The organism is Sorangium sp. So ce321, assembly GCF_051530195.1.
GTDB lineage: Bacteria > Myxococcota_A > Polyangia > Polyangiales > Polyangiaceae > Sorangium.
Map to the genome: position 1 here is coordinate 4,540,839 of NZ_CP150329.1, position 14,550 is coordinate 4,555,388.

General features: G+C 68.9%; 3 protein-coding genes. All 3 read left to right on the forward strand.

Translation table 11 applies throughout. The features are described from left to right. Positions 1-73 precede the first annotated feature (73 nt). The 3 genes from WME89_RS17365 (at position 74) to WME89_RS17375 (ending at position 14,471) form a co-directional block, all read left to right on the forward strand. Complete coding sequence (locus tag WME89_RS17365; protein ID WP_438010243.1) at positions 74-982, forward strand: tetratricopeptide repeat protein; 909 nt, start codon at positions 74-76, stop codon at positions 980-982. Positions 983-1,058: 76 nt separating this feature from the next. Continuing rightward, on the forward strand, positions 1,059-12,629 hold the full coding sequence (locus WME89_RS17370) for a tetratricopeptide repeat protein (RefSeq protein ID WP_438010244.1): 11,571 nt from the start codon (positions 1,059-1,061) through the stop codon (positions 12,627-12,629). 258 nt (positions 12,630-12,887) lie between these two features. After that, positions 12,888-14,471 (forward strand): protein kinase domain-containing protein, encoded by a 1,584-nt coding sequence (locus tag WME89_RS17375; RefSeq protein ID WP_438010245.1) that lies wholly within the window; start codon positions 12,888-12,890, stop codon positions 14,469-14,471. Positions 14,472-14,550: the final 79 nt, after the last annotated feature.

A 14,550-nucleotide genomic window follows, 5' to 3' on the forward strand; every position in this document is an offset into this window, starting at 1 on the left:
TGGAGAGGGGCGGCGCGACGCCCACGGTCACTTGGGAGCCGGCAGAGCCGAATCCATTCGAAAGGTGAGCTAGATGAAGCTTGGGGCATTCTTGATGGTTGGACTGGTCGCGGCGAGCGCGGCGGGGCTGGGCTGCAGCCGGCACCGCCAGGAGGCCGTCATCCTCGCGAATCAGGCCGACAAAGAGGTCGCCGTCAACCCTGAGGGTGCGGCCAACAAGTACGAGCAAGCGACCAAGCTCGACGCCACGAACCATCGCATCTTCTTCAAGCTGGCGATGGCGTACAAGAAGCGGGACGAGTGGGACAAGGTCGCATCGACGTTGGCTCGCGCCACACAGATCGCTCCGAAATTCGCCAACTACTGGTTCGAGCGGGGCTGGGCGCTCGAGCAGCAGGCGAAGAAGAAGACGATCTCCTACGAAGAGGCCAAAGAGCCCTACCAGAAGTGTATCGAGAACGACCCCAACTTCGCCGACTGCTACTCCCAGCTCGGGAACGTTTACCTCTGGACGGACGACGAGCAGAAGGCGCTCGAGAACCTCACCAAGGCGATCGAGCACAACCCGAACGAGATCCGCTACTACGCGGCGCTCGCCGACCTCTACAGCCGCCTCGGCTACACGAAGGAGGCCGAGCAGGTGCTCAAGGAGGCGAAGTCGTTCGCGAAGCCGGGGGACAAGTACCTCTTCGGCGTACACAGCCTGCTCGCGTCGGTCTACCAGGACCGCGGGTCCACGGCGGAGATGGTGGCCGAGCTCGAGGCCGCTCGGGCGGTTGCGCCGTCGGATGGTCCTGAGTCAGTACAGATCCTCTGGAGTCTTGGGAGCACCTACGCGACCCTGGATCCGCCGCGCAAGCAGGAGGCGATCCAGATGCTCAAGGGGTTCACAACGCGCGCCTGCAAGGGATCGAAGGCGGCGAGCTTCAAGACCGAGTGCGAGACGGCGAACACGCTGGTCGCGCGGCTCGGTGGCCAGTAGCCGTGGTGCCGCGCGCGGCGCGGGGCACGTGAGCGTTTCAATCCGTTCGAAGGTCGGGGCCGAGGGTCGATAATCAATGGATCTTGCGCAGCGTCTCAATCATCTCGAGTCGGTTCATGACTGGCAAGGGCTCGTCGAGGAGCTCGAGAAGGGGATTGCGGCCGAAGGGGACGCGACCCGGAAGGCGGCATATCACCTGAAGCTCGGGCGGCTGCTCGAGGAGAAGTTCCTTCAGGCCGTCAAGGCGCTGAAGCACTTCCAGGACGCCTACAAGCTGAATCCAGCGCTGCTCGAGGCGCTGGAGTCGGCTCGTTCCATCTACTGGGACCTGGGCAAGACCAACATGGTCCAGAAGCTCCTGGAGCTCGAGCTGAGGAACGCTCCGGAGGGGACCGCGGCCGCCGAGCTCCTCGTGGAGCTCGGCGACGTGCTCTGCGACGCGGGCGATTTCGAGCGGGCGACGGCGACGTACGCGCGCGCGCTCGGCGTCTCCGGCGGGACGAGCGAGGAGGCGCGCGCCTGCCTCGGCGACATGCAGGTCGATCAGTCGTCGTGGGCCGGGCACATGGCGGAGCTCGTCGACGCGGCCGACGCGGCCGCGACCACGAGCGAGCGCAAGCGGCTGCTGCTCCGCGCGGCGCGCCTCGCGAAGCGCTTCGATCGCGGCCAGCTCGAGGACCTGCTCAGGCGGGCCTACGAGGCGGCCCCCTCCGACAAGCAGGCCGCGGCGATGTTCGAGGGGCTGCTCGCCGAGGAGGAGCGGCCGCAGACCATCGTGGAGACGCAGCGCCGCATCCTCGATGCGCGCACCGGCGTGGCGCGCGGCGAGGCGGCGTTCAAGTTCGGCGTCCGCTGGGCCACGCGGCACCAGAACGTCGAGATCGGCTCGAAGCTCCTGGAAGAGTCGCTCCGGTACGACCCCTCGAACGAGGCGGCGTTTGCCTACCTGCGCGAGCTCTGGGGGACGAAGGAGGGCAACTGGGAGCGCGTCGCGGCGCTGGCGGAGAGCGCCGCCAACCAGAACGGCGACTCGCCGTACATGATCGCCCAGGCGGGCGGCGTCGCCTGGCGGCAGCTCGGCAATCTGATCCGCGCCAGGAGCTGGTTCGAGCGGCTCTCGGCGGTCGCCCCGACGCACCCGAGCGTGAGCGCCTTCGAGGCGCAGATCGGCGAGCGCCTCACGGCCGCAGCGCCGGCCGCGCCCGTGGCCGCGACGCCCGTGGCCGCGACGCCCGTGGCCGTGGCGCCCGTGGCCGTCGCGCCCGCGCCCGTCGAGCGGGCTGCGGACGCCACGCCCATTCCCGTGAGCGCGCCGGCGCCGGTCAGCGTGCGGGCCCCGGTGAGCACGCCGGCGCCCGTCAGCGCGCCCGCGCCTGTCAGCGCGCCGGCGCCGGTCAGCGCGCCGGCGCCGGTCAGCGCGCCGGCGCCCGTGAGCGCGCCCGCGCCGGTGAGCGGCAGGGCGAGCACGCCGGCGGACGTTCCGGTCGATGCCTCGTCGGACGACGATGGCGCGAGGACGTCGGTTGTCGCGGCTGAGCCGCCGCCGCGCGCTCCCGCGGAGAGCAGGCCCGCCGACTCCGAGATCGGCCGGCGGCCGACGGCGCCGCCGCCCCCCGCCGCCGAGATGGCGGGGCGGGTCGAGGAGCTCAAGGCCAAGGCTCAGAAGCAGGAGCAGGCCAAGCGGTACAACGAGTACGTCAAGACGCTGATCGAGATCGCCGAGGCGGTCTCGGATCCGGCCGAGAAGATCGAGAATTACTCGAAGGCCGCCGAGCTCTACTCGGGCAAGTTCTCGAACGCGGCCGAGGCGGTGAAGTGCTACGAGGCGATCCTCGCGATCGACGGCGAGCACCCGCAGGCGATCGACTTCCTCCGCCAGAGCTACGAGAAGCGGCGCGACTGGGAGAAGCTCATCGGGCTGCTCCGCCGCGAGGCCGCGGCCCTCCCGGAGGGCGGCGAGCGCGCCGCGAAATACCTCGAGATCGCGAAGCTCGCGTCGGAGCGGGTGAAGAAGGTCGACTTCTGCATCGAGCTCTGGGACGAGGTGCTCGCGAACGACCCCGAGAACCCGGAGGCCCTGAACGCGCTGGCCGGGCTCTACGAGAAGAACAAGGACTATCAGGCGTTCGCGCGGGTGCTGCAGAAGCAGGTCGACACGACGTTCGACAGCACCCAGAAGCTCGCGCTCCTCAGCAAGCTCGCGCAGCTCTACGGCGAGCGCCTCAAGGACGACGAGGCGGCCGTCAGGGCGTGGCAAGAGGTGATCGCGCTGAACCCCCAGGACCGCAAGGCCCAGGAGGCGCTCAAGAAGGCGTATCTCCAGCTCCAGCGCTGGGACGACCTCGAGGTGTTCTACGCCGAGAGCGGCAAGTGGGACGAGTTCATCCGCGTCCTCGAGTCGCAGGAGGCGAAGGAGACCGACGACGCGGCCAAGATCAGCCTGCTGCTCAAGATCGCCGAGCTCTGGATGGTCCAGAAGCAGAAGGCGGATCGCGCGGCGCGCGCCTACGAGAAGGTGCTCTCGATCGACGGCGCGCACCTCGCCGCGGCCGAGGCGCTGATCCCGCTCTACACGCAGGCGAACAACCCGAAGGGGCTCGCCGGCGCGATCGAGGTGAAGCTCTCGCACGACCAGGACGACGCGTCCCGGCTCGACCTCTACCGGCAGGTGGCCGCGCTCTACGAGACGCGGCTCAAGGAGCCGCAGCGGGCGTTCGAGCGCTACCTCTCCGCGTTCCAGCTCGCCCCGCAGGACGAGCAGTGCATCGACGACGTCGAGCGGGCCGCGCGCTCCACCGAGGGGTGGGACGCGCTCATCCAGGCCTACTCGACGGCGATCTCGCGCGCCGAGAGCGAGGGGGACATCGCGCTCGGGGTCGATCTCCGGCTCCGGCTCGGGCGGGTGCTCCTCGACGAGGTGAAGCGCATCGACGAGGCGCTGGCGCAGTTCCGCGCCGTGTACGAGGCGGACGGCGAGAACCAGGCCGCGATCAGCGCGCTGGAGCGGCTGTACCGCGAGACAGGCCGGTTCGGCGAGCTGCTCGGCATCTACGAGAAGAAGCTCGAGATCATCACCGAGCCCGAGGAGCGCAAGCAGATCCTCTACGCCATCGCGGAGCTCTACGAAGGGGAGCTGCGCGACCCGGTGCGCGCGATCGCGACGCACCGCCAGGTGCTCGACGACGAGCCCACGGACCCGCAGGCGCTCGCGGCGCTCGACAAGCTCTACCGCGAGCAGCAGGACTGGGAGTCCTACGTCGACGTGCTCCGCAAGCGGATCGACTCGCCGCTCGACGAGCAGGCGCTCATCGACCTCAAGTTCCGGCTCGGGAGCACCCTCGAGAAGCACCTGAACGATGCGGCCGGAGCGCTCGAGAATTACAAGGAAATCCTGATCCTCGATCCGGGCAACGACGCGGCGCGGCTCGCGCTGGAGGCGCTGCTCTCGAACGAGTCGCTGCGGGCCGAGGCCGCGGCCATCCTGCAGGAGATCTACGAGGGGCGCGGCGACTGGGAGAAGCTGATCCAGGCGCTCGAGATCCTCGCGGCCGCCGAGGGCGACACGGCGACGCGCGTCTCGCTGCTCCGGAAGGTGGCGCGGACGGCGGCCGAGAGCCTGAACGACCTCGGCCGCGCGTTCGACGCGCAGTCGCGGGCGCTCAAGGACGATCCGTCGCACGCCGAGACGCGGGCGGAGCTCGAGTCGCTCGCCGCGCAGGCGGGCGCATGGGACCGGCTCGACGTCATCTTCAGCGAGATCGCGGACTCGCTGAGCGACGCCCGGCTGAGCCGCGAGTACTGGATGCGGCTCGCGAGCACCCACGAGCGGCTCGGCAAGGTCGAGGAGGCGGCGAACGGCTACCTCCGCGTGCTCTCGATCGATCCCGCCGACTCGGAGGCGCTCGAGGCGATGGACGCGCTGTACCGGCGCACCGAGCGCTGGAGCGATCTCATCGGCGTCTACCGGCGCCGCATCGAGCTCGTGCACGAGCCCACCGAGCGCGAGGGCCTCTATGCGCAGATGGCCGAGGTCTACGAGCAGCGGCTCGGGCAGCCCGAGGAGGCGATCGCCGCATACCGCGAGGTGCTCTCCATCGATAACACGAGCCTCGTCGCGCTGACCGCCCTCGACGGGCTCTTCAGCCGCCAGGGCATGTGGGAGGAGCTGGCGGACAACCTCGAGGCGCAGCTCAGCATCGCGGTCGAGGAGGAGGCGCAGATCCGGCTGATGCTCCGGCTCGCCGCGCTCCGGGAGTCGCGGATGCGGCTCGTCGACTCGGCGATCGACATCTACAGGCAGGTGCTCGAGCGCGAGCCGACGAACGTCGAGGCGCTCGCGGCCCTCGAGCGGCTCGGGAAGCTCCCCGAGCACGAGGTCGCGATCGCGGAGATCCTCGAGCCCCTGTACCGCCAGTCGGGCGACTACCAGAAGCTCATCGGGGTGCACGAGGTCCAGGTGCGCCGCAGCGACGACGTGACCCGTCGCGTCGAGCTGCTCCACCAGATCGCCGTGCTGTACGAGGACGCGGGCAGCGACCTCAGCTCGGCCTTCGACACCTACGCGCGGGCGCTGAGCCAGGACCCGGCCTCGGAGTCGACCCAGGAGGGGCTCGACCGGCTCGCGCGCGCGACCGGCCGCTTCACCGACCTGGCGCGCGTGTTCGAGACGCTGGCGGCGCAGCAGACCGACGCGGAGCTCGCGAGCACGCTCTACACGATGAGCGCGCGCATCTACGAGAGCGACCTCGGCGACATGGACAGCGCCGTCGGGCACTACCGGCGCGTGCTCGAGATCGATCCGCGCAACCTGCACGCCGCCGAGTCGCTCGAGCGGCTGTTCCGGACCGCGGAGCGCTACAACGAGCTGTCGCAGATCCTCCAGCAGAAGGCGGACATCCTCGACGACCTGAACGAGAAGAAGCTCGCCCTGTTCCAGGCCGCGAGCATCGAGGAGGAGGTGCTCGAGCGGCACGACCAGGCGATCGCCGTCTACGGCAAGGTGCTCGAGCTCGACGCCGAGGATCTGCGGGCGATCGACGCGCTGACCAAGCTCTACCTCAGCCTCTCGCGCTGGCAGGAGCTGCTCTCGGTCTACGCGAAGAAGGCCGATCTCGTCCTCGATTCGGGCGAGAAGAAGCGCATCTACTACCAGATCGGCGCGGTGTACGAGCGCGAGCTCGGCAACGTGGCGAGCGCGATCGACACCTACCAGCGGGTGCTCGAGATCGACCCGGACGACCTCCAGGCGCTCGGGCGGCTCGACGTGCTCTACCAGACCTCGCAGAACTGGCTCGAGCTGCTCAGCGTGCTCCAGCACGAGGCCGAGATCACCTCGGACCCGGCCGAGGGCATCAGCTACCAGTACCGGATCGCCGAGCTCTACGAGAAGCACCTCGACGACGTGACCCGCGCGATCGAGCTCTACCGCGATCTCCTGCAGCAGATGCCGGATCACGAGCCGACGCTCCGCGCGCTCGAGCAGATCAAGGACGGCAATCGCGACGCGCTCGGCGCCGCCCTCGTGCTCGAGCCGATCTACGACGCGTCCGGCGAGTGGCAGAAGCTGATCAGCGTGCTCGAGGTCCGCGTCAAGGTGGCCGAGGACCCGTACGAGAAGGTCGATCTGCTCCACCGCATCGCGCGGCTCTCGGAGGAGATGCTGAGCGATCACGTCTCCGCCTTCGAGACGTACGCGCGCGCGGTGACGTGCGACATCGGCAACGAGGAGTCGCTCTCGAACCTCGAGCGGCTCGCGATCGTGGTGAACCGCTGGCCGCAGGTCGCCGCGCTGTACGACGCGGAGCTCGGGCGGCTCGGCGAGGAGCCGTCGCGCTTCGTCGAGCTCGGGCTCAGGCTCGCGCAGATCTTCGAGACGCAGCTCGAGGACATCGACAGCGCCGTCGCGCGCTACCGGCGCGTGCTCGAGGTCGATCCGGAGAACCAGACCGCGATCGCGTCGCTCGACCGCCTGTTCACCGCGACCGAGCGGTGGGGCGACCTCGTCGAGATCCTCTCGCGCGAGGCGGAGATCGCGCAGTCGCCGGACGAGATCCTCGAGTTCAAGTACCGGCTCGGCGTGGTGCACCAGACGCGGCTCAACGACCTGCCGGCGGCCATCGCGGCGTACCGCGAGGTGCTCACCGCGGCCCCCGAGCACTCGCCGACCCTGGAGGCCCTCGAGGGGCTCTTCGCGGCCGGGATCAAGCAGATGGAGATCGGCGCGATCCTGGAGCCGCTCTACCAGGCCGCGGCCGAGTGGGAGAAGCTCGGCGGCGTGCTCGAGGCGGAGCTCGCCCACCTCACCCAGGAGTCGGACCGGCTGGCGATGTACTACCGGCTCGGCGAGCTCCAGGAGGAGCGGCTCATCTCGCCGGACGGGGCCCTCGGCGTCTACATCCGGGCGCTGAAGGAGTACCCGCGGGACGAGAAGACGCTCGAGGAGGTCGAGCGGCTCTCCGGCTCGGTCGACGGCGGCTGGGAGCTGCTCGCCAACGCGTACGCCGACGTGCTGGGCATCCACGCCGACAAGGACGTGCAGACCAGCATCGGTAAGCGGCTGGCGCGGGTCTTCGAGACCGACCTCAGCGACGTCGCCAAGGCGGAGGAGACCTACCGGTACGTGCTCGGCATCGAGCCGCTCGAGGCGGAGGCGCTCTCCAACCTCGACCGGATCTACACGCAGCTCGAGCAGTACCCGGAGCTCGCCAGCGTGCTCGAGCAGCGGGTGCGCGCGACCGAGGATCGCCCGGAGCTCGTCGACCTGTACCTCCGGCTCGGCCAGACGTACGAGGAGCGGCTCGGGCAGCTCGACGACGCCATCCGCGCCTTCCGGCGCATCTTCGACGAGCTCGAGACGACGAACGAGCAGGCGATCGGCGCGCTCGAGCGCATCTACACGACCAAGGGGGCCTGGACCCAGCTCAAGGTCGTGCTGGAGCGGGAGCTCGAGAACGCGATGGGCGACAGCCAGGAGGCCGACATCCGCGCCAAGATGGCGCACCTCCTGGCCGACCGGCTGAACGACGTCCAGGGCGCCGTCGAGACGTGGAAGCGGGTCCTCGACCTCCGCGGCGAGGATCCGGAGGCGCTCGGGGCGCTGTCGAACCTCTACGAGCGCGTGGGGCAGTGGGCCGAGCTCTGCGACGTCCTCGAGCGGCACTACGACATCGCGACCGACGACGAGTCGCGCGTCGCGGTGCTCCTCCGCCGCGCCAAGCTGTTCCACGAGCAGCTCGGCCGCGACGACTCGGCGCTCGACGACTACCAGCGCGTCCTCGACATCGACTACGCGAACCTCGAGGCGCTCTACGCCATCGCGGCGATCTGGCGGCTGCGCAACGAGCCCGAGCAGATCGTCGGCTCGCTCCACCAGACCGTCGACCGGGCGCGGGACGTCCTGCCGGCCGAGAACGTCATCGCGCTCTACCGCGAGCTCGGGACGACCTACCAGCACGTCCTCGGGCAGTCGTACGACGCCATCGACGCCTGGAGGAAGCTGCTCGACGTCGACCCGAAGGACTTCGAGGCGATGGCCGCCCTGGAGAACCTGCTCCGCGCCGAGGGGCGCTGGGTCGAGGTCATCGACGTGAAGATGGGCCGGGCGGCGGCCTACGAGTCGCCGGCCGACAAGGTGCGCGAGTACCTCGAGGTGGCGCAGATCTGGGAGCACCAGGTCGAGGAGAGGGACCGGGGCACGCTCGCGTACGAGAAGGTCCTGGAGCTCGAGCCGACGCACGATCAGGCCTTCGCGGCGCTCGAGCAGCTCCACGATGCGGCCCGGCGGAGCGAGCCGCTCATCGAGCTCTACCTCGCGCGGCTCGACTCGCGCGAGGAGGTCCACGAGAAGACCGAGATCCTCCGCAAGGTGGCCCGGGTCTTCGAGGAGCAGCTCGAGGACAAGCCCCAGGCCTTCGACGCGCTGCTCACGGCGTTCGAGATGGACTTCTCGGACATGGACACGGTCCGCTACCTCGAGCGCATGGCCCAGGCGACGAACCGCTGGCCCGAGCTCGTGCAGACGGTGAACGGCTGGCTGCAGCAGCAGACCGCGCCGCTCCAGAAGATCACGCTCTGCCTGCGGCTCGCCAAGTGGTACGCGGAGGACCTCGGCCACCCCGAGTACGCCCAGCCGTACTACCAGCAGATCCTCGCGTACGACCCGAACAACGTCGCGGTGCTTCGCCAGATGGCGAACTACCTCAAGAAGACCGGGCAGTGGCAGCAGCAGGGCCAGATGCTCACGAGCGCCCTGAACGTCGCGGTCACCGACGTCGACCGGAAGGAGATCCTGACCGAGCTCGGCGAGGTGCTCGAGAAGCACATGGGCGAGGTCGAGCAGGGGCTGAGCTTCTACCGGCGCGCCCTCGACGTCGATCCGCTCCACCTCCCGGCCCTCGAGGCGCTGGAGCGGATCTACACGGATCGCGACCAGTCGAACGATCTCGTCGACGTCCTGCTCCGCAAGGCGCGGGCCGTCAGCGAGCCCGATGTCGTCGCGTCCGTGAAGCTGCGCACCGCCGGCCTCTACGAGACCAAGCTCGGCCTGATCGACAAGGCCGGCGCGGTCTACCGCGAGGTGCTGGACATCGACGCCTCGAACCTCCTCGCCATGCGGGGGCTCGAGCGCGTGTACACGACCACGCACCAGTGGCCGGATCTCGTGCGCGTCCTCGAGATGCAGCTCGACGTGGTCACCACGGAGCGCGAGCGCATCGACGTGCTGATGAAGATCGCGACCCTCCAGGAGGAGCAGTTCCTGAAGCCCGACCTGTCGGCCGCGCGGCTCGAGCAGGTGGTCGAGATCGACCCGTCACACGAGCCCGCGCTCGAGGCCCTGGAGCGTTGCTACCGGCGGCTCCGCCAGTGGCACGATCTCATCAACACCTACGATCGCCACATCAACGCGGCGGAGGACCGCCAGAAGAAGATCGAGCTCTGGTCTCAGACGGCGAAGGTCTACGCCGAGGAGATCGAGGACCTCGACCGCGCGATCGACGCGTACCTGAACATCGTCGACATCCAGGACACGCACATCCCGGCCCTGGAGGCGCTGGCCAAGCTCTACGAGAAGCAGGACAACTCGTCCAAGGCCATCGAGTACATGACGCGCGTCGCCGACCTCACGGCCGACGGCAAGCAGCGCGTCGAGATGTACTACCGCATCGGCCGGCAGCTCGACGAGAAGCTCGGCGAGCGGGGCCTGGCGCAGGAGCGGTTCGAGATGGCGCTCGATCTCGACCCGTCCCACGTGCCGACGCTGGCCGCGCTGCGGGTGATCGCGATCGACGCGGCGGACTGGGACCGGGCGGCGCGCTACCTCGAGCAGGAGCAGATGAACACCGACGCGCCCCGCGCCAAGGCGCGGCTGCTCGTCGAGCTCGGCAAGCTCCGCGACGACATGCTCGGCGAGCACACGCTCGCGGTGCAGGCGTACGAGATGGCGCTCCAGAGCGACCCCGACAACGAGGACGCCGCGATGCCGCTCCTCAACGAGTACGTCTCCACGGAGCGGTGGGCCCAGGCCGAGCCGCTCGCGGAGATGCTCGTCCGGAAGAGCGGCAAGCGCGACCGGTCGGAGCAGCACCGGCTGCAGCGGACCTTCGGCAGGGTCCTCGAGCGGCTCGGGAAGGACGAGGCGGCGCTCAAGGCCTACACGGCAGCGCACAACCTCGACCTGACCGACCAGGAGACGATCAGGGGCCTCGCGGACGTCAGCTTCAAGCTCAGCGACTGGGCGAGCGCGCTGACGAACTACCAGAAGGTGCTCACCAGCCTGGACGAGGCCGAGACCGAGGAGCGCGCCACCGTCTACTACAAGCTCGGGTGCATCAAGCAGGCGCAGGGGCAGTCGAAGCAGGCGGTCAACAACTTCGAGAAGGCGCTCGGCGCCGAGCCTTCGCACCGGCCGACGCTCGAGGCGATGGTCTCCGTCTACGACGCGCTCAAGGACTACAAGCAGGTCTGCCACTACAAGCGGCTGATCCTCGACAACATCATGGACGGCGCCGAGCGGTTCAAGATGCTGAACGAGATCGGCGACATCTGGGTCGAGAAGGAGAACAACATCCCGAAGGGCGTCGAGGCCCTGGAGGAGGCGCTCGATCTGGAGCCGCAGAACCACGTGCTGCTCCACAAGCTGCTCCAGCTCTACCAGCGCACCGGGCAGTGGGAGCGGATGGTGGACTGCCTCCAGCGCATCGCGGACCTCGAGCCGCAGCCGGATCGCAAGAGCCGCTACCTCTACACGATGGCGCAGATCTACCGCGACAAGCTGGAGGACCCGGGGCGCGCGGTGGAGCTGTTCAATGAGACGCTGGACCTGAACCCGCACTCCCTCGAGGCCTTCGAGCGCATCAACAAGATCCTCACGGCGCAGAAGGAGTGGAAGCAGCTCGAGCGGGCGTACCGCAAGATGCTGCACCGGGTCGCCGGCAAGGGGAACACGGACCTCGAGTACAGCCTCTGGCACGCGCTCGGGCTCATCTACCGTGACCGGCTCGGCGACAGGACGGCCGCGGTCGAGACGTTCCGCATGGCGTCGCGGCTCAAGCCCGAGGACGCGACGGAGCACCTCATCCTGGCGGAGCTCTACGAGCAGGCGGAGCAGTTCGATCTGGCCACTGGCGAGTTCCAGGCGATGGTGAAGCTCGATCCGATGAAGATCGACCCGTACAAGCGGCTCTACCGCCTGTACGTGGACGGCAAGCAGTACGACCAGGCCTGGTGCGTGGCGGCGGCGCTCGCGTTCCTCCGCAAGGCCGATCCGGACGAGCAGCAGTACTTCGAGGACTACCGCCCGCAGGGCCTCATCCAGGCGAAGAGCCGGCTCGACAACGAGCAGTGGATCAGGAACCTGTTCCACGAGGAGGAGAACCTCTACGTCGGCAAGATCTTCGAGATGATCGCGGGGGCCGCGCTCAGGGCGAAGATCGAGACGCTCAAGCAGCGGCGGGAGCTGCCGGTCCTCGACCAGCGGTTCCTGCAGGATCCGGCGACCTCGACGGTGACGTTCGCCCGGACCTTCGGCTGGGCGGCCAACGTGCTCGGCCTCCCGGCGCCGCGGCTCTACGTGCGGAGCGACGTGCCCGGCGCGCTCGTCGCGGTGGCGAACGAGCAGCCGGCGTCCGTCGCGGGGCAGACCGTCTTGACCGGGTTCTCACCGCAGGAGCTCACCTTCATCGTGGGCAAGCACCTCGCGATGTACCGCGGCGAGCACTACATCAAGACGCTGTTCCCGACGGTCACCGAGCTGACGGTGCTCCTCTTCGCGGGGATCAAGCTCGTCGCGCCCGACACGCAGGTGCCGCAGGACATCGAGAAGCAGATCATGGCCACCGCGCAGACGCTCCGCGGGTTCATGCAGCCCATGCAGCTCGAGGGGCTCCGCATGGTGGTCAAGAAGTTCCTCGCGGAGGGCGCGAAGGCGAACATCAAGCGGTGGGTCCAGTGCGTCGACATCACCGCGGCGCGCGCCGGCCTGCTCCTCTCGGGCGACCTCGAGATCGCCAAGAAGATCATCGCCGCGGAGCCGCAGCAGCCCGGGGATCTCCCGCCCCAGGACAAGCTGAAGGAGCTCATCACCTTCTCGACAAGCGATCAGTATTTCGCGCTGCGTCAGGCGCTCGGGATCGCGATCGGGGAGGGATGAGAGCGCGCTAGATCGGGCCCTAAGTAGCGAGATTCACCTCATTAATCGGAGCCTCCGGGCCGGGAGCCGTCCGCTCCCGGCCCGGAGGCTCCCCGGTGTGATCGGGATGCACATCTCCATGAGTCTGCTTGACGAGTCAGCAATCCTTACGAACGATCGGGTGCTGTGACCTCGTCATCGATGATCGTCCGGCTCCCGGTGCAGTCTGCGAGAGGCTTCGGGAGATACAGGCTGATCGCAAAGCTGGGGCAGGGAGGGATGGCCGAGGTCTTCCTCGCTGCGCATCGCGGCCCGCTCGGGTTCGAGAAGCTGGTCGTGATCAAGCGGCTGAAGCCGGGCATCGCGACCGAGCCCGAGGTCAACGCGATGTTCCTCGACGAGGCGAGGCTCGCCGCGCGGCTGAACCACCCGAACGTCGTGCAGACGTACGAGTGCGGCCAGATCGACGACCAGTACTACATCGTGATGGAGTACCTGGAGGGGCACTCGCTCGATCGGATCTGCAGGAAGATCGACCCCTCGCGGCACCGCGCTGTCTACCTGGCGATCCTCTCCGACGCGCTCGCCGGGCTGCACTACGCGCACGACCTCATGGACTTCAACGGCCAGCCGCTCCATGTGGTCCACCGCGACATCAGCCCGCACAACATCTTCGTCACCTACGACGGGCAAGCGAAGGTCGTCGACTTCGGCATCGCGAAGTGGGCGACGCGCGACGCCGACACGAGCACCGGCGTCGTCAAGGGGAAGATCCGTTACATGGCGCCGGAGCAGGCCCTCGCGACGATGGTGGATCGCCGCGCGGACGTCTTCTCGATGGGCCTGATCTTCTGGGAGCTCGTCGTGGGCGAGCGCTTCTGGGGGGATCTCTCCGACGTGCAGATCCTCCAGCGGCTCACGTTCGGCGAGATCCCGCAGCTGCGCGAGCGGTGGCCCGCGGCGCCCGAGGCGCTCGACCGGATCTGCTCGCGCGCGCTCGCGATGGCGCCCGAGGACCGGTACGCCACCGCGGCCCACATGCGTGAGGACGTCGAGGCCTACCTCGCGACGATGGGGCGCCGCCCCTCCTCGGCGGAGATCGGCCGCCTCATCGGCGAGACGTTCGCGAACCGCCGCGCCGAGGTGAGGGCGGCGATCAGCGATCAGCTGGGGCGGCTGCATGCGGACACGGCCGAGGGGCCGGAGGAGTTCGAGGTCCTCCCGGTGCTCGAGGATCGCGCCGCCGTGCCGTGGTCGCAGCGGATGCCGATGTCGCAGATGTCGCAGATGTCGCAGATGTCGCAGATGTCGCAGAAGTTCGCGGCGCCTGTGCCGGACCACACGCTCGGCGACGACGGATCGCGCGAGGACAGCATCTCGAACCGGCAGACGATCCCCACGATCATGGTCGCCAACGCCAAGTCGACCAAGCGCAAGGCGCTCTGGAGCGCTGCGATCGCCGCGTTCTCCGTGCTGCTGATCGCCGGCGCGTGGGCGATCGCCACCATGAAGTGGACGCCGTCGGATGCGCCCATCAGCGTCCCTCAGGTTGACCCGACGGCCCCCGAGCCGCCGACTCCCACGCCCACTTCACCGATCAACCCGAACCTCGTCGAGCTCCGGATCATCGCCACGCCGCTCGACGCGAAGATCTACCTCGACGACGTCGAGCTCCCGAGCAACCCGTTCTTCGCGAGGTTCAGCCGGGATGGCACCGGGCACCGCATCCGGGTCGCGGCCGACGGGTACACGCCGGAGGCGCGCTTCGTCGTGTTCACGCGCGACGAGGTGCTGACCATCAACCTGCGCCCGGTGGTGCAGGCGCCGGTCAAGGGCGGGGGCGGTACCTCGCCCAGGAAGTGACGGGCAGGGCCGCGGGACTTCCGTGGCCTCGCGGGGCCACCGCGCGGTGACGCCGCGAGCGCGCGGCGCCGGGTGACGC

Coding starts and splice junctions, on each gene's coding strand:
- WME89_RS17365 (WP_438010243.1), top strand. CDS start 74: ATGAAGCTTGGGGCATTCTTGATGGTTGGACTGGTCGCGGCGAGCGCG.
- WME89_RS17370 (WP_438010244.1), top strand. CDS start 1,059: ATGGATCTTGCGCAGCGTCTCAATCATCTCGAGTCGGTTCATGACTGG.
- WME89_RS17375 (WP_438010245.1), top strand. CDS start 12,888: ATGGCCGAGGTCTTCCTCGCTGCGCATCGCGGCCCGCTCGGGTTCGAG.